The organism is Mesorhizobium sp. B2-7-1 (assembly GCF_006440735.1).
Classification (GTDB): domain Bacteria; phylum Pseudomonadota; class Alphaproteobacteria; order Rhizobiales; family Rhizobiaceae; genus Mesorhizobium.
In genome coordinates, this window is sequence record NZ_VFUA01000029.1 from 18,385 (window position 1) to 35,394 (window position 17,010).

Consider the following 17,010-nt stretch of genomic DNA (forward strand, 5'->3'; position numbering starts at 1 on the left):
TGCGTCAGTTTGTCGGCGGACTGGTGGGCGATGACGGGCTCGAACCGCCGACATCTTCGGTGTAAACGAAGCGCTCTACCAACTGAGCTAATCGCCCGCTTGAGCGCGGACCTTTAAGCAGTTAGGGCCGCATTCGCAAGGCCAAATGAACGGATGGCGCGCCCACCGCGGCGCGGATTTCCCCAGCCCTGGCGCCGCTGTCAAAAAACCTTCTCCTGTTTGCTGTTATGCTTGAATGCCGCGCTTGACACCCGCAAACGAACCCCTTATCCACCGCCCAACGACGAACACGCCTGACACGTGCTCGTCAAGTGCGCGGGTGTAGCTCAGTCGGTTAGAGTGCCGGCCTGTCACGCCGGAGGTCGCGGGTTCGAGCCCCGTCACTCGCGCCATTCTTCCTTGACAGGATCAATTGGAAATTCGGTTATGGGACACGTCTAGCACGTGTTCCGGCTGCAGTAAGCGGCAGCGGACCTTGCTGGGCCGCCACCTGGCTTGGCTGGTTCAGGCCGCTACTGCCTGACGTAGCAGCGCTTGGGGGCGCCTGGAGCGGGATCATCGCCGAAAGCGTTGTTGCCGCAGCGAACGCCATTCCTGAAAACATTCTGCGTGTATTGGCCACGTGCGCCGTATCTGACCATCGCGCGGCCGCGGAAATCGCAGAACTCACCCTCCCTGGCGCAGGCGACCCATTCGCCGCGGTCCGGGCGTGAGCCGTAGTCATTGCCCCCGTAATTGTTGTCATCGCCATAGCCGCCGCCGCGCGCCACGAAATAACAGGCCTTTTCGCGGCCAGGAGCGGGGTCGCCAAACAGGCGATTCGAGCAGGGCACGGACTGACGGTCGAAAAACCGCGAGGTTGTTCGACCCCGTGCGCCGTAAACCACCTCCGTGGGATAGGGCAAGCGGCATATGCCGCCTTCATTGGCGCACCGGCGCAGCTGCTGCGCCGAGGCGGTGGCGGGGAAAAGGGCGGACGCCGCGGCGACCAGGCCGGCCAGGAACATGAAGGCCAGCGTCGTTCGGATCGAGACGTGAAAAGTTTTTAACACGAATTGTCTCCCGGTTTGGTTGTACACCGATATCCTACCGCAGACCGATTAAATGCGCGATGAATGCCTGATCGCGTCGGGAAGCTATCATTAACTCGATGTGCGAGCATGGAGCGCAGGGCCGTTGCCGTCCGGCATACGGCCCGGCTGAGTATTTTCAGCTCAGTATTTGATCACCCGCCGCTCGATCAGGACGACGAGGCAGAACAGCGCGATCGACAGCGACGAGGACAGCACGATCGCCGCGTAAAGCCGGTCGGACTGGTAGTTGAAGGTCGCCTGGATGATCAGCGCGCCGAGCCCTTTGTCCGAGCCGATCCATTCGCCGACGATGGCGCCGATGACGGCGGTGGCCGAGGCAATTCTGAGCGAGGAGAACAGCATCGGCAGGGCGCGGGGCAGGCGCAGGCTCCAGAAGATCTCCGAGCGTGTCGCCGACAGCACCCGGAACAGCTCGTGCTCGTTGTCGCTAGCCGAATCGAGGCCGCGGATCATGTTCACCAGCGTTGGGAAGAAACAGATCACCGCGGCGATGACGATCTTCGGCGTCATGCCGAGACCGAAGATCAGGATGATGATCGGCGACAGCGCCAGGATCGGAATGGTGTTGAAGAAGAGCACGATCGGAAAATAGGCGGCCTGCAGGACGCGGCTGTGGACGAAGAGCACGGCCAGCAGCACCGCGGCCAGATTGCCGATGACGAAGCCGGCCAGCGCCTCGATCAGCGTTGGCCTGAGATTGTCGATGAGGAGCGAAAAGTTCTTCTGGAAGACGCCGAAGATCGCCATCGGCGTCGGTACGATATAGGCCGGCACGCCGAGCAGCGGCAGGAGGTATTGCCACGCAACCAGGATCGAAGCCGCCCCCAGGACGGGAAGCGCGACGGTCATTTGCGGGGAGAGCGGCGCCGGTCTCACGATGCGCGCTCCAGCGCCGTGCGCAGATCGGCCATGGCGGCAACGATTGCCGGATCCTCGCGCTTGCAGCGATTGCCTTCCTGCTTGAAGGGCCGCATGTCGAGGTCCTTGACCACGCGCCCCGGATTGGCAGCCAGCACGATGACGCGCTCGCCGAGATAGGCGGCCTCGGCGATCGAATGGGTCACGAAAAGGACCGTCGTGCCGGTGCGCCGCCAGAGCGCCAGCAATTCGTCGTTGAGACGGTCGCGCGTGATCTCGTCGAGTGCGCCGAAGGGTTCATCCATCAACAGCAGTTTGGGTTCGCCGAGCAAGGCGCGGGCGATGGCGACACGCTGGCGCTGGCCGCCGGAAAGCTGATGCGGCAGGCGCTCGCCAAAGCTACCGAGGCCCATGAGCTCCAGAAGTTCGGCGCTGCGGTCCTCGATCTTTCGGGTGAGGCTGCGCTGGCCGACGCCGAGCGGCAGGCGCACATTGTCACGCACCGTGCGCCAGGGCAGGAGCGTCGAATCCTGGAAGACGAAGCCGACGTCGCGGCGCGAGCGCACCGCGTGCGGCGTCTCGCCGAGCACGCTGATCGTGCCGCCGAGCGGATCAAGAAGGTCCGCCACCACCCTGAGCAGGGTCGACTTGCCGCAGCCGGACGGTCCCAGGATCGACAGGAAGGAGCCGGCCGCGACGGTCAAGTCGAGGCCGGCGAGCACCTTGACGGCCGCCTGCCGGCCGCCATAGCCGACATCCAGCTGCCGCGCTTCGATCGCGTCCGGCATTAGATCAGCACGACATTTGATTGAATCGTCATACCGATCTAACTCTTTGTTGAAGCATGATCTTTTCCAAAGACCGGTTCCCATTTTCTGGGATCATGCTTAGGCCGCCGGTGCGTCGAGCTTGGGCCGGTCGGCGACCGAGAGCTCGAGGATCTTGGTGGTGTAGACATCCTTGGCGGCCGGGCGTCCGTTCGGATACTGGCCGACCTTGTCGAGCAGCGCCAATTGCTCCTCGATCGAGGCGGGATCGAACGTGCCCCAGCCATCCTTGGCGGTCGCGCCATCGAAGGAAAGCTTCAGCACCAGGTTGACGGTCTTTTCCTCCCAGCCGAGATCCATTTCCGGATAGGCGGCGACCATCTTCTTGACCGCTTCCTGCGGGTTCGCATGCACCCAGCCCCAGCCCTTGCCGACGGCGCCGATGAACTTCGCCAGCGTGTCCGGATCCTTCTCGATCGCAGCATCGGTGGCGAAATAGACGTCGGCATAGGAGCTCAGCCCGAGGTCACGCGTCAGGAGGTCGACGCGGTCGTCGCCGACGACGCTCAGCGCCTGCGTGTTGGTGATCCAGCCGCCAATGGCGTCGACATCGCCGCGCACCAAGGGTGCCTTGTCGAAGCCGACATTGACGATGGTGACCTCCGACGGGTCGATGCCGTTCTTGGCCAGGATCTCGTCGATGACGAAGCGCGCGGTCGGCTGGATGCCGATCTTCTTGCCCTTGAGGTCGGCCACGCCGCGGATCGGCTTGGCCGGCTTCGAGGTCAGCGCGTAAGGGCCGGTGCGGAAGCCGCAGGCAATGATCTTGATCGGCACGCCGCTGGCGCGAGCCGAATAGAGCTGCGGCGTTTCCGAAAACTGCCCAAGCTGCGCGGCCCCCGAAATGACCGGCGGCACGGTCGAAGCGTTGGGACCGCCGGGGCTGAACTCGACCTCCAGCCCGGCGTCCTTGAAATAGCCGTTGGCGACAGCCGCGATGTCGCCGATCTGGCCGTTGGACATCAGCCAGTCATACTGGATTAAGACCTTGCCGGCAGCCTTCGCGCCCGGGGTCAACACCAGCTGCATGCCGGCGGACGCGGCGGCCACGGCGGCCATGCCGCCTTTGACGAAAGTACGGCGGTTCAATTCGAAGTCCCTGTTCCCATTCATTTTTCGCTCCTGTTGCAGACTTTCTCGTCTCTTCTTCAGGCGCCGCTCCCTTCAGCGCGGCGTCGTCTACGGCTGTTCGTCGTGGTAGTCGCCGGGGCCGCCGTCGAGCCAGGCGTAAAGTTCCCAGAGCGTGTCGTCCGGGTCGGTGAAATAGGCGCAGCGCGCATTCCAGACGTAGTTTTCGGGCGGGCCGTAGAAGGGCACGCCCTTGGCGCTGAGCTCGGCGTGCATGCGGTCGATGTCGGCCGGCGTGTCGAGCTACACGGCGACGCAGACCTTGTGCGCATGGCGCGGCGACTTCAGGTTGGAGACGCCGGTGTGCCGGTTGATGTGGTCGAGTTCCCAGGCGGCGAGCGTCACGCCCTCGCCATGGAAATCGGCAAAGCCTTCGGCGCGGCGGCGCAGGCGGAAGCCGAGCTTGTCGACATAAAATTCGACCGTCCTGTCGATATTTTCCACCAGCAGGCAGATATCGGAGATGCGGGTGATGCTTGCCGGCATGTTATTTCGCTCCGTTGGCTTTCGAGAGCGGCAGCCTGACGCCGACGCGGTTGGCAGCGCCGACGATGTGCGCCCGCATTGCCGCCTCCGCCGCAGCCGGATCGCCCGCCACCAGCGCGTCATAGATGCGCACATGCTCGCCGACATTGATCTCGACGAGGTCGTGCAGCGGGTTGGTCATGCGCGCGTAGTGGATCGAGTGCCGGATCTGTTCGCAGACGAACGATATGAAGGTGTGGATGTAGCTGTTGCCGGTGGCGCGCGCGATCTCGCGATGGAACAGAAGGTCGGCGTCGATGCTGCCTTCCTCCCAACGCTCTTCGCCGCCCATGCGGTCGAGCGCCGCCTTGATCGAATCGAGATGCTCTTTGCTGCGCCGCGCCGCGGCGAGCGCCGCCGACTCGGCCTCGAGGATGCAGCGCAGTTCGAACAGCCGCTCCATGTTGTGCGTGTCCTTGAGCGCCTCGCGGTCGATGCGGATCGCGGCGCGCTGCTCGGGCGCCAGCACGAAGGCGCCGATGCCTTGGCGCGCCTCGATCATGCCGTCGGCCCTGAGCTGGGCGATCGCCTCGCGCACGACGTTGCGGCTGACGCCGAATTTTTCCGACAGCTCCTGCTCGGTCGGCAGGCGCGCGCCGGGGTTCAATTCGCCGGATTCGATCTCGCGGCTGAGGAAGGTGGCGACCCGGTGCGGCAGCGTCTCGACGGTGCCGATGGCGGCCAGTCTCTGCTTCATGGGAAAGTCTCCGTCGCGGGCAACAGACAGCCGGGATTCATCAGGCCCTTGGGGTCGAGGGCGCTTTTCAGCGCCGCGACCATGCGGCGATGCGTCGGCGAGAGTCCGGCCCAGAATTCCTTGCGCCGGCTGCGGCCGATACCGTGCTCCGCGCTGATCGAGCCGCCGAGGCCGACGGCGATCTCATAGAGCCCAGCGACAACCTCAACGCCCCGCGCACGAGCCTCTTGCATGGCCAGTTCGAGCGGCGGCAGCACGTTGAAATGGACGTTGCCGTCGCCGGCGTGGCCGTAGGCGAGGGGAATCCAGCCGGGATGCTCCTTCGCGACGAAGCGGCGGGCGCGCTCGATCAGGGCAGGGATATCGGAAATCTTGACCGACAGATCGGTGCGCACATGATAGCCGCGCTTGGCCTGGCCTTCGACAAGGCCCTCGCGGATTGCCCAAAAACTCCTGGCCTGCACGCTGCTCGCGGCGAGGACAGCGTCAGTCACCAGGCTATTTTCCATGGCATCGCCGAGGAAGCCGGCAAGCAAGCCGCTGAGGTCGATGGCGGCGCTGGACGACAATTCGATCAGCACCTGGACGGGCGCCGAGACCGGCTCTCTCGTTGCTGGGTCGATCAGCCGGGCAAGCTCGATGCATTCCGAGCCGATGATCTCGAAAGCGGAGATCAGATCCGAACAGTCGCGGCGCGCCTGGTTGAACAGCGCGATGGCTGCCTCGAACGAGGCCAGTCCGAGATAGGCCGTCTCTGTCCTGGCCGGCTTCGGAAACAGCTTGACCTCGACACCGGTGATGATGCCCAGCGTGCCTTCCGAGCCGATGAAAAGCTGCTTCAGGTCATAGCCGGTGTTGTTCTTGCGCAGGCCGGAAAAGCCGTTCCACAGCTCGCCATCCGCCAGCACGACCTCCAGCCCGAGGACCAGGTCGCGCGCCATGCCATAGCGCAGCACGTTGACGCCGCCGGCATTGGTGGCCGCATTGCCGCCGATCTGGCAGCTGCCTTGCGCGCCGAGCGCCAGCGGGAACAGGCAATCCTGTGCCTCGCACACGTCCTTGATCGTCTGCAGCACGCAGCCGGCATCGGCCTGCAGCGTGAAGTTATCCGTATCGATCTGCCGGATGGTGTTTAGCCGCTCGAGGCTGACGACAACCAGGCCCCTGCCTTTGCTGTCGATCGCGCCTGAGACCAATCCAGTGTTGCCGCCCTGCGGGATCACACCGAGTCCAAGCTCGCCGCAAAGCCGCATCACGGCCTGAACCTCGCCGACCGAGGCGGGCCGCAGCACGGCAAGAGCACTGCCGCGATAGTCGCCAGCCCAGTCGCCCAGATATTTGGCCATCCCGGCCGGTTCGACGGCAATGCCGTTCTGTCCGACGGCGCCTTCCATGGCGCTGAGGATTTCCGGCGAGAGGCGTTGAACGGTCATGAACGTTGATGTCTGGATATCGGGTGATACATATCATCCTACAACTTATTTCGAGTCAATCGCTCTCCTGTTCGGCGACCACGTCATCGGCTCGTTCAAGATAGGGCAGCTCCCATGTCGGCGGAGAAGGCGGGCCTATCGGGCTAGGCCCTGCCTATGCGTTGCCCTGGCCGATTGCCGACCGTCAAAACCGCCGCGATGGTGGGCGGAAGGGGAAAGCTGCGGCTCGTCCTCGATCAGATCGGTCCGGTGAGGAGAAAAGATGATTGAACTGCCTTTTGCCCGCGAAGAGTATCAGCGGCGGCTCGGAAAAATCCGCGCCGAAATGGCCAAGCGCGGCATAGAACTCCTGATCGTCAACGACGTCGCCAATCAGCATTACATCACCGGCTATGATGGCTGGTCGTTCTACACGCCGCAGGTGGTGCTTGTTCCTATCGAGGATATCGAGCCGGTCTGGATAGGGCGCGCCATGGATGCCGCCGGCGGGCTGCTGACGGCCTGGATGAAGGCGGAAAACGTCGTCGGATTCCCGGAGGATCACGTCCAGCGCGCCGACCGTCATCCCATGGACTGGATCGCGGCCTGGATCGCCGCCAAGGGCTGGGGCAATCGCCATATCGGCATCGAGCTAGAAGCCTATTATTTCTCGCCGAAGGCGCATGCGCGGCTCGTCGCCGGGCTGCCCAATGCGAAATGGTACGACGCCGATCTGGTCGTGAACTGGATCCGCGCGGTCAAGTCGGCGCCAGAAGTCGCCTATCTTCGCAAGGCGTCGAGGCTGGCCGAGGCGGCAGTCGCGCGGGCCTACGAAGTCATTGCGCCGGGTGTGCGGGAGTGCGACGCGATCGCCGCCATCCAGGCGGCGCAGATCGCCGGCAGCCCGGATTTTGCCGGCGACATCACGGCGCTGCCGCCGACGATTCTCGGCGGTGAGAACGCATCCGCGCCGCACATCATGTGGAGCGACCGGCGGTTCGGAAAGGACGAAACCATCGCGCTCGAGCTTGCCGGCGTCTGCCGCCGCTATGCCGCCGGGCTCGCCAGGACGATGCAACTCGGCAAGACGCCAGCGGTCGTCGCCGACACGGCAAAGGCGGTGATCGAGGGCATGGATGCGGTGCTCGACACCGTACGGCCGGGCACGACGGCCGAGGCGGTCGAAGCGGCCTGGCGCAAGGTCATAGAGCGTCACGGGCTGAAGAAGGAATCGCGCATCGGCTACTCCATCGGCGTTGCCTATCCGCCGGATTGGGGTGAGCACACGATCAGCCTGCGGCCCGGCGACAAGACGGTGCTGCAACCCGGCAATGTCGTCCATTCCATCCTAGGCATGTGGATGGACAGCTGGGGCATCGAGGTCAGCGAGACCATCCTGGTAACCGACACCGGCAACGAGACGCTGACGAAGTTCCCGCGGGACATCCATGTCAAAGCCTGACCTGCCGTCTTCAGCAAGCGATACCGCGCCCGACATCGATGCCGGAATTCTCGATCGGATGATCGAGATCCGCCGCCATCTGCACCGCCATCCGGAGCTTTCGAACCGGGAGGTGGGCACGCAGCGTTATTTGCGCGAGATGCTCGGAAGGGAAGGGATCGCCGAGATTCGCGACGTTGCCGGCTACGGGCTCGCGGTCGACATCGTCGGCACCGGCCGGCCTTCGAACCGCAAGGTGGCTATCCGGGCCGATATCGACGCCTTGCCGATCGAAGAGGAATCCGGCGTCGACTTCGCATCGGAAAATCCGGGCGTGATGCATGCCTGCGGCCACGACGCCCATGCCGCGATGGGCTTCGCGGTGGCCGCGCATCTCAATCGCTCGCGCGACAGTTTCGGCGGAACCGTCCGCCTGATCTTCCAGCCGGCCGAAGAGGACGAGCCGTCAGGCGGCAAACGGGTGGTGGAGGAGGGGCTTCTCGACGACGTCGATGCGGCGATCTGCGTCCATGTCGATCCGTATACGCCGTCCGGCAAGGTCGCCGTCGGTTCCGGTCCCTACACTTTGGCATGCGACACGTTCGATGTGCTGGTCACCGGTTCGGCCGCGCATGCGGCAAAACCCTATGAAGGCGTCGACGCGCTGGCCGTGGCCTGCGCCATGGTGAGCGAGCTGCAGAAGATCGTTTCGCGCGAGACCGATCCTTACGATCCGCTGGTCATTTCGGTGACCGCCATCAATGGCGGCAATGCCTACAACGTGACCGCCGGCAAGGTCGCGTTCAAAGGCACCATCCGCAGCGGCAACGATTCCACCCGCGAGCGTGCCTGGCGCCGGCTTCGCGAGGTGCTCGAAGGCGTGGCGTCCAGCCACGGCGCCAGTGTGCAGGTCGACCAGCATCGAGGCGAACCCGGCGTCGTCAACGATGCCGAGATGACCGAACTGATCATCGCCGGCGCCAAGGCCAGCATCGGCGCGGACAATGCCTTGAACATGCCTGGCTGGAGCATTGCCGACGACTTCGCCTATTACAGCGAGAAACGTCCGTCGGTGTATTTCCGGCTCGGCATCCGCAACGAAGAGGTCGGATCGGTCTATCCGCTTCACCACGCCAGGTTCCGGGTCGACGAGGCTGCCCTCAAAAACGGCGCGCTTACCCTGGTTTCGGCGGCAACGATGTTCCTGGCCGGGCAGGAAGGTCCTGGCGCGTCGTAGGGACGCGGCAAGCGCCTACCTCCGAGCTGCCACCGGTCAGAGGTACTGCGCGACCTTCTTGCCGACGGTCAGGAAGCGCAGCGGGTCGACCGCCTCGCCATCGTGGCGCACTTCGTAGTGAAGGTGCGGGCCGGTCGAGCGGCCGCTGCTGCCGGTCTTGCCGATGACATCGCCGGCGGCGAGCTTCTGGCCGACGGCGACATCGATCTCGCTCAAATGCCCGTAGCGCGTGGCAAAGCCGTTGCCGTGGTCGACCTCGACCATGCGGCCGTAACCGCCGGCCCAGCCGGCCCTGGTGACGGTGCCGGCGGCCGTGACCTTGGCCGGCATGCCGATCGGCGCCCTGAAATCCATTCCCGTATGCAAGGCGGCGCTGCCCAGGATCGGATCGGTGCGCACACCAAACGGGCTGGTCACCGTATGGCCGGGAGCAGGGTTGGCGAGCGGCAGCTTGCGCGCTTCCTTCTTGACCCCGTCGAGCGCGTCGAGCGCCTCGTCCAGTTCCTTGACCTTGCTGTCGAAAACCATCGAGGGATCGAGCGGAACCAGCGGGCCGCCGACATCGCTCTTGTCGAGCTCGCTGTCGACCGGCAGGCCTGCTGCTTCCAGCGCCTGGGCGATGGCATCGGCATTCTTGTAGGCGTTGTCGGCAAGCGTGGTGATGCGCGTAAGCTGCTGGTTCTCGATGGCCTTCAGCGACGCATTGATCGAGACGAACAGCTTGTCGGCGCGATCGGCGGCTGTTTCGCCGTCGAGCGGATCGGACCTTGTCGACCACAACGAGAAGGGCCTTGTGTCGCCCTCACTCAACGATGCGACGGAGTAGGTCGGCGCCTGCGACAGGCTGCCGGTGACCTCGGCGTGCTCGTCGGGCTTGGGCGTCGCCGCGCCTGCCGCCGGCGCGTCGCCGACTTCGTTCTCGGCGCGCTCGAGGATCGGCCCTAGCCGTCCATGGCGCTCGCTGAGCTGGGTCTGCCTGGCCAGCAGCTCGCTGACCTTGGTTTCCATCAGCTGCTGGTCGAGAAGCTGGCGGCTGGTGATGCGGTCCACCTGGGCACGAAGAGCCGAGATGCGGTCCTCATAGGCCTGCTGCATGCGCGCCTGCCTCGCCGTCGTGGCGCCGATCAGGTCGTCGCGCAGCACGAGGTAGGACGTCGCGAGCAAATAGCCGATAGCGATCGCCGCCAGAGCCGAGCCGATGAAGGCCGCGAGCCATGGGCGGATGGTGAAATGCCTTATCTCGTTGCCCCGGGCGATGATGACCGTATGCGGTTCCTTACGCTTGCCGAAGATCGCTGACTGACCGGTTGCGTTCACGGGACCAAGCTTTCATTTACGACACCACGACAGCTTGATTACACATTATTAGGGTTAACAAAGGCTTGCCGTGTCGATTGCGCGGCGCCGAATGCACGCAACACGGGCAAGAGGTTGCGCGAAAATCTCCAGGACGCGGACGCCATGCCGCGAAATCGTTGACGATGAACACCAATGTTCTGCCAGGAGCAGCCTGTAGCTCACAAAGCAAGGCTCGGATTTCTTAACTGTCTTCGATTGCGTTTAGTTGACGCTTTTCGAGTAAAGGCGTGTTGGTATTTGGGAATCACCGTGACGGTAGGAATGCTGGACGACCTGGTTGGCAAGATCCTCGACAAGATTTCGGGCACCAGTCTGCTGGCGACCGGACTTTTGCTGCTGACTGCCTTTGTCAGCGCGCTTGTGGCCTATTGGCGCACGGTCGAGGAGAAGAGCTGGAGGGAGTTTTTCGAGTTCGCCATCCCGCACGAGGTCATCACCCATCCCTCCGCGAAGGCCGACCTCATGTTCTGGGTCACGAAGAAGGCCCTGATGCCTTTCCTGATGCTGCCCGCTGGAATCGTCTTCGTCACGGCGGTGGGGTACGGGACCAACTGGCTGTTTTCGACACTGTTCCACTTCCAGCCGCCTCTGATCGAGGGGCCGGCAGGGCCGGTGACGGTTCTGATCTTCACCGTCAGCATGCTCCTCGCCTACGACATTTCCTATTATCTCTATCACGTCGCCCAGCATCGCTATCCGCTGCTTTGGGAACTGCACAAGGTGCATCACTCGGCCGAGGTGATGGTCGGAATCACCAAGGACCGGGTCCATCCGCTCGACGAGTTGATGAACCGAGCTTGGGACGGCATCATCGTGGGGCTCTGCTTCGGCATCTGGTCGCTGATTTCGCTGAACCTTGTCGAACTGACCGTTTTTGGCGTCAACGTCTATGTCATGCGTAACATCCTGATGATGGATTTCGTCAGGCACACGCATTTCAAGATCTCGTTCGGCCCGCTCAACAATTTGATCCTGTGTCCTCACTGGCATCAGTTGCATCACAGCGTCGATCCGCGCCACTACGACAAGAACTTCGGACTGCTCTTCTCGTTCTGGGACCGGCTCTTCGGAACATTGTGTGTGCCGAGGCCCGACGAGGACTTCAAGTTCGGGCTGGTCGACCGCGATGTGCGCGACTATCAGTCGCTCGCAGGCCTTTACGTCATGCCGCTGAAGCGGATGTGGGGGCATATCGCCAGGCGCATCCGGCCCGGAAAGCCACAGTCACGCACCTCGCGATCCTCGGAGGGGACACGGCCATGAACGCTCCCGTTGTGCTCGCAGTTCCGCGGACACGCACCTTCGAAGTCGTGACATCGGCGGTGCGCCTGGCCGAGATCGCACCGGCCTGGAGCGCGCTCTGGCAGCGGGCTGGCGGGCTTGTCTTCCAGCACCCGGACTGGATCGCGGCCTGGTGGCGCACCACCCCGCAGCAGGAGCGGCGCGCGCTCAGGATCGGGCTTGCCTGGAACGGCGACCGGCTCGAAGGCGTGATAGCGCTCGCGACCTTCAGGCGTTCCGGCATCCGCATACTCGAATGGGCGGCGAAGGATCACAGTGACTATGGCGACGCGCTGGTTGCACCTGACAGCGACCCGCGGGCGATCTCCCGCCTCTGGCAGTATGTTTTCGACCAGGGTGGCTTCGACCTGATCTATCTCAACCGTCTGCTACCGGATGCCGGTGTTCATGCCCTGCTGGAGCCGGCTCATGGCAAGGCGCTCCGGCCCAACCACCGTACTGAAATCAGCTATCGTGTCGCTGGCTCCTGGCAGCGTGGGGCGGAATGGTTCGAGACGTTGTCCAAGAAGGGCCGGCAGAACTATCGCCGTGGCCGCAAGCTCATGGAAGAAAGCGGTGCATTGCGTTTCCGGCTGCTGGATGCGGAGGAGCCGCGCGAGCCGGTGCTCGAGCGCGTCGCGACGTTGAAGCGCCTCTGGCTCGCTCGCCATGGTCGTGCCTCGGATCTGTTCGACAAGGGCTCGCCGGTTCTCGCCGCGCTTATTTCGGTGCTGGCCGACCTCGGGCTGTTGCGCATCTTCGTGCTGGAGCTTGACGACACGATCGTCGCTGTCTCGATCAATTTCGAGCAGCAAGGCACGATGATGGCTTTCGTCACCACCTATGATCCCGAATACGAGCGCGCCTCGCCGGGTATGGTGCTGATGATGGACTATATCCAATGGTCGTTCGACCGTGGCCTTGCCACGATTGATTTTCTCTGCGGCGGCGAGGATTTCAAGCGGCGCTTCGCCACGCAATCAGTCACGCTGTCGTCCATGATGGGTGCGCGCGGCTTGCGTGGCAATCTTGCCGCGCTGGCCGATCAAGTGAGCCATGTTTCGAAATCCTGGAGGACGCGGCGGCAGCCGAAGGCCGAGGCACCTGACGAGTAACGACCATAATTGTCGATTGCTTTGGTGGGCTTTGGCGACGCTCAGAGTGCGCGCACGGCCTCGAGTACCGCTTCGGCATGGCCCTTGACGCGAACCTGGCGCCAGATGCGGACGATGCGGCCGTCCTTGCCGATCAGGAAGGTGGCGCGCTCGACACCCATGTATTTGCGCCCGTACATCGTCTTCTCGACCCACAAATGATAGGCCTCGATCACCTTGCGCTCCTCATCGGCAACGAGGTCGACCGTCAGATCATACTTCGCCTTGAATTTGTCGTGTTTCTTGACGCTATCGGGCGATAGCCCGATGACCGCGGCACCGGCCTTCTCGAACTCCGGCTTCAACTGCGAGAAGCCGATCGCCTCGTTGGTGCAACCTGTGGTGTCGTCCTGCGGATAGAAGTAGAGTACAACGGGCTTGCCCCGGAACGCAGCGAGACTGAGGGAGTCCCCGCCGTCACGCGGAAGATCGAATTGGGGTGCTGCGTCGCCCACTTCGAGATCAGCCATATCGATGTCCTTGTTTGCGGTTACGCGCGGGAAATCATCGATATAACGTGAAGCGGGGATTCGTCCACGACGAGTTCGTCACAACGGAATATTGCTTGGATCAGGAAGAACCGCAGCACGAGAAGATCAGGTTCAGGCGTGACGAGATCACCGACCTGGCAGCACTTCCGTCCGCGTGCAGCGTGCCGCCGCTTGGCCGCGCGGCGGTGCGTCGGCGCTTCCATATTCTCGGTCGCGTGTTTGCCGGGCTTTGCGCGTTCGTGCTTCTGGCGGCGGCGGGCGTCTACGTCCTCGGCGCCTCGGGCATCGGCACGGAACGACTTCGGGCCGAGGCCGAGACAGCCATCGAGAAGCTGGCCGGCGTCGATGTCAACGTCACTGTCGGCGCGGCGCGACTGACGCTCGACGGGTCGAGCTTCGTCGCCCTGCAGGTGAGCGATGTCGGCCTGAAGACGGCCGACGGCAAACCGATGGCCGATATCGGGCGCGTGCGTTTCGGCATGCGCCTGCTGCCGCTGCTTTCCGGCGATGTCCGGCTGACCAGCGCCAGATTTTCCAACGCCCACATCGTGGTGGCCGCCATGCCCTCCGGCGGCGGCGACTGGACGGCGGCGCTGCGCAACGAGGACGGCCTTGTCGACCCGGAGAAAGTGTCGGCGGCGGTGTTTTCAGGCGTCAACGACGCGCTGGATGCCGTGCGCGAGGACTCGATGCGCCAGATCGATCTGCGCAATGTCGAGTTCGAACTGCCGGACACCGGGCTGGTCAAGCGCGTGACCGTCGCCTCGGCGACAGTCGCGCAGACCGGTACGGGAAGCATCCAGCTTTCTTACGATGCCGATGTCGACGGCAGGCACGCGACTTTGACCGCCTCGGCGACGCGCGATGCGACGGCAAGGCGCATTTCGTCGCTGGATGCCAACCTCGAGATAGCCGGCCCCTCCGGCGAGGACAGTTCGACCGGGACCGCTCCGGCGGCCGATGGCGCCAAACTGGGTTCGATCGCGTTGAAGCTTTCGGGCTCGGAAGCGTCGGGCGACAACCCGTCGCGCCTGGCGGCTTCGCTGTCGCTCGCCGGTTCGGTGCTCGACCTGGACGAACGCGGGCTGCTGCCGACCGATGTCGATGCCGATGCCACGCTGGTGGCCGGGTCGAACAAGATCTCGATCGACCGGCTGCTGATCAGGAGCGGGCGCTCCAGCTTCGACTTTGCCGGATCGATCGGGCCGAAGCCGGCAACAGCGGGAGAGGAGCCGGCCTACCGCTATGACCTCACCAGCGACGGCTCGACGCTGGCGCCTTCGGAATCGCCGGAACCGGCGCTTCAGTTCCTGGCCCGTGTCGCCGGGGTCTACCAGCCGAAGAGCCGCAAGCTCGTCGCCGAGCAGATCGGCGTGCGCTCCGGCGGACCGGGCGAGGTGCTGGGCGCCGCCACGGTCGCCTTCATCGACAACGGCCCGCCGGGAGTATCGCTGTCGCTCAACGTTCACGACATGCCGGTCTCGCATGTCAAGCAATTGTGGCCGTGGTTCTCGGCCCGCAACGCGCGGCTTTGGGTGCTGGGAAATCTATTCGGCGGCACGGTGACCGACGCCAACCTGCAGTTCCAGATCGTTCCGGGGCGTCTGGGCAACGGCGTGCCGCTTAACGGCGACGAAGTGTTCGGCCGTTTCCAGATCGAAGGATCGCGTTTCGATACCGCCGGGCGCATCCCGCCGATCCGCGACGCCGTCGGCGCCGTTGCGTTCCACGGCAACGATGTCGACATCGCGCTCTCCTCGGGCAGCGTCTATATGCCGAGCGGCCGCACCGTGGCGGCAAGCGGCGGCACGCTGACGATCAAGAACGCGAACCTGCCGATTGTGGTCGGTGGGCTCGACATCGACGTTGCGGGCGAGGCGCCGGCGATCGCCGAGCTGGCTTCCTACGAGCCGATCAATGCCATGCGCCATGTCGGACTGGCACCCGAGGACCTCTCCGGCGCCGTCACGGGTCACGTCAGGGCGGACATTCCGCTGACCAGGGGCATGGATACCTCGAAGCTCGATTGGCTGGTTTCGCTCGACTATCAGGATCTGTCCTTGGCCAAGCCTTTCGAGGACCAGACGGTGACCGACGCCAATGGCTCGATCACCGTCGGGCCGAAGCAGGCGGTGATTTCCGCCGAAGCCAAGCTCAACGGCATTCCGGCCGAGCTCGACCTGGTCGAGCCGCTTGAAGATGACGGGCCGGCGCGCAGCCGCAAGGTCGCGCTGATCCTCGACGACAAGACGCGCAATGCCAGCATGCCCGGCCTGTCGGACCTGCTCTCGGGCACGATCAAGGTGGCGATCGACAAGAGCGGCGAGGGCGCCCAGCAGGTTTCGGCGGACCTGACCAATGCCAGGCTCGACATTCCCTGGGCGGGCTGGAGCAAGGGTGCCGGCATTCCCGCCAAGGTTGCTTTCAACATGGCGAAGTCCGGCAGCACCACCACGCTGTCGGACTTCGATCTCGACGGAAAAAGCTTTTCGATCGACGGCAATGTGACGCTGGTCAACGGCGCGTTGTCCGCGGCCCGCTTCAGCAAAGTCGCGTTGAACAGAGGTGACGACGTCGCCGTTTCGGTGAAGCGCGCCGGCAAGAGCTACGCCGTCGATGTCAGCGGCGCGTCGCTCGACGCCCGCTCGCTGATCAAGCAGTTCACCTCGGACGTCGATACCGCCACGAAGGGCGCCGGCAGCGACGCGATCTCGGTGAGCGCCGATGTGGCAGCGCTGACCGGTTTCCACGACGAGGTGCTTTCCAACCTCAAGCTCGAGTACAGCGCCGCCGGGTCGCGCGTGAACGGGCTCAACGTCACCGCCGCGGCCAGCTCGGGCGCCGCAATCGCGATCAGCAACACGACCAGCGAAGGCGGCCGCGTGCTCAGGGTGAAATCAGCCGATGCCGGCGCGATCCTGCGTTTCCTCAACGTCTACGAGCATATGGAAGGCGGCGCGATTACGCTGTCGCTGTCCGGCGCCGCCGACGGGCCGATGAAGGGGCAGGTGGACGCCAGTAATTTCTATATCGTCAACGAGCCCAAGCTGGCCTCGATCGTATCGACCACGCCGGTCGGCGATACACGCAGCCTGAACGAGGCCGTCAAGGGCAATATCGACACGTCCAGGGTGCAGTTCGAGCGCGGTTTCGCCGAGATCGACAAGGGTTCCGGCTATCTGAAACTGGCGAACGGGTTGCTGCGCGGCCCGCGCATCGGCACGACCTTCCAGGGCACGCTCTACGACCCGAACAACAACATGGACATGACCGGCACCTTCATGCCGGTCTACGGGCTGAACCGCATCTTCGGCGAACTGCCGCTGTTCGGGCCGCTATTGGGCAACGGGCGCGACCGCGGCCTGATTGGCGTCACCTACCGGCTGCGCGGCAACGCCAACAAGCCGACGCTCAACATCAACCCGCTATCGGTTGTGGCGCCCGGCATATTCCGCTCGATCTTCGAGTACAGGCAGCAACCGTCCCAAAATGCGCGATAAGGTGCG

General features: G+C 64.0%; 13 protein-coding genes, 2 tRNA genes and 1 pseudogene. 6 read left to right on the plus strand and 10 right to left on the minus strand.

The window, feature by feature from the left end; translation table 11 throughout:
- Positions 1-21: 21 nt before the first annotated feature.
- Positions 22-97, minus strand: a tRNA-Val gene (locus tag FJ471_RS13655).
- A gap of 218 nt (positions 98-315) precedes the next feature.
- On the opposite strand from FJ471_RS13655, the gene FJ471_RS13660 reads away from it, so the two are divergent.
- A tRNA-Asp gene (locus FJ471_RS13660) sits at positions 316-392 on the plus strand.
- 120 nt (positions 393-512) lie between these two features.
- On the opposite strand, the gene FJ471_RS13665 is transcribed toward FJ471_RS13660, so the two are convergent.
- The 7 genes and pseudogenes from FJ471_RS13665 to FJ471_RS13695 form a co-directional block, all read right to left on the minus strand.
- Entirely contained in the window at positions 513-1,079 is a 567-nt protein-coding gene (locus FJ471_RS13665; RefSeq protein ID WP_348643337.1) for a hypothetical protein, read from the minus strand.
- A 135-nt stretch (positions 1,080-1,214) separates the two neighbouring features.
- Positions 1,215-1,970 (minus strand): ABC transporter permease, encoded by a 756-nt coding sequence (locus tag FJ471_RS13670; protein WP_140803815.1) that lies wholly within the window; start codon positions 1,968-1,970, stop codon positions 1,215-1,217.
- A complete protein-coding gene (locus FJ471_RS13675) occupies positions 1,967-2,740 on the minus strand; it encodes an ABC transporter ATP-binding protein (protein ID WP_140803817.1) in 774 nt (257 codons plus the stop codon). Before FJ471_RS13675 ends, FJ471_RS13670 begins: the two co-directional genes overlap by 4 nt.
- 99 nt (positions 2,741-2,839) lie before the next feature.
- On the minus strand, positions 2,840-3,892 hold the full coding sequence (locus FJ471_RS13680; RefSeq protein WP_181179384.1) for an ABC transporter substrate-binding protein: 1,053 nt from the start codon (positions 3,890-3,892) through the stop codon (positions 2,840-2,842).
- A 66-nt stretch (positions 3,893-3,958) separates the two neighbouring features.
- A pseudogene (locus FJ471_RS13685) lies at positions 3,959-4,393 on the minus strand (VOC family protein).
- Position 4,394: 1 nt separating this feature from the next.
- Positions 4,395-5,129, minus strand: coding sequence for a FadR/GntR family transcriptional regulator (locus tag FJ471_RS13690; protein ID WP_140803819.1), 735 nt, complete (start codon positions 5,127-5,129; stop codon positions 4,395-4,397).
- Positions 5,126-6,562, minus strand: coding sequence for an FAD-binding oxidoreductase (locus FJ471_RS13695; RefSeq protein ID WP_246684713.1), 1,437 nt, complete (start codon positions 6,560-6,562; stop codon positions 5,126-5,128). The genes FJ471_RS13690 and FJ471_RS13695 overlap by 4 nt, the downstream gene beginning before the upstream one ends.
- Positions 6,563-6,824: 262 nt before the next feature.
- On the opposite strand from FJ471_RS13695, the gene FJ471_RS13700 reads away from it, so the two are divergent.
- Entirely contained in the window at positions 6,825-8,003 is a 1,179-nt protein-coding gene (locus FJ471_RS13700; protein ID WP_140803821.1) for a M24 family metallopeptidase, read from the plus strand.
- On the plus strand, positions 7,990-9,219 hold the full coding sequence (locus tag FJ471_RS13705) for an amidohydrolase (protein ID WP_140803823.1): 1,230 nt from the start codon (positions 7,990-7,992) through the stop codon (positions 9,217-9,219). Before FJ471_RS13700 ends, FJ471_RS13705 begins: the two co-directional genes overlap by 14 nt.
- Positions 9,220-9,255: 36 nt before the next feature.
- Here FJ471_RS13705 and FJ471_RS13710 read toward each other — a convergent pair whose 3' ends face one another.
- Entirely contained in the window at positions 9,256-10,536 is a 1,281-nt protein-coding gene (locus FJ471_RS13710; protein ID WP_140803825.1) for a M23 family metallopeptidase, read from the minus strand.
- A gap of 303 nt (positions 10,537-10,839) precedes the next feature.
- On the opposite strand from FJ471_RS13710, the gene FJ471_RS13715 reads away from it, so the two are divergent.
- Together FJ471_RS13715 and FJ471_RS13720 are read left to right on the plus strand one after the other, a co-directional pair.
- On the plus strand, positions 10,840-11,841 hold the full coding sequence (locus FJ471_RS13715; RefSeq protein WP_140803879.1) for a sterol desaturase family protein: 1,002 nt from the start codon (positions 10,840-10,842) through the stop codon (positions 11,839-11,841).
- On the plus strand, positions 11,838-12,974 hold the full coding sequence (locus FJ471_RS13720; RefSeq protein WP_140803827.1) for a GNAT family N-acetyltransferase: 1,137 nt from the start codon (positions 11,838-11,840) through the stop codon (positions 12,972-12,974). Before FJ471_RS13715 ends, FJ471_RS13720 begins: the two co-directional genes overlap by 4 nt.
- A 41-nt stretch (positions 12,975-13,015) precedes the next feature.
- Here FJ471_RS13720 and FJ471_RS13725 read toward each other — a convergent pair whose 3' ends face one another.
- Entirely contained in the window at positions 13,016-13,483 is a 468-nt protein-coding gene (locus tag FJ471_RS13725; protein ID WP_140803829.1) for a peroxiredoxin, read from the minus strand.
- A 95-nt stretch (positions 13,484-13,578) separates the two neighbouring features.
- Here FJ471_RS13725 and FJ471_RS13730 point away from each other — a divergent pair, with 95 nt between their 5' ends.
- Positions 13,579-17,004 (plus strand): DUF3971 domain-containing protein, encoded by a 3,426-nt coding sequence (locus tag FJ471_RS13730; RefSeq protein WP_140803831.1) that lies wholly within the window; start codon positions 13,579-13,581, stop codon positions 17,002-17,004.
- Positions 17,005-17,010: the final 6 nt, after the last annotated feature.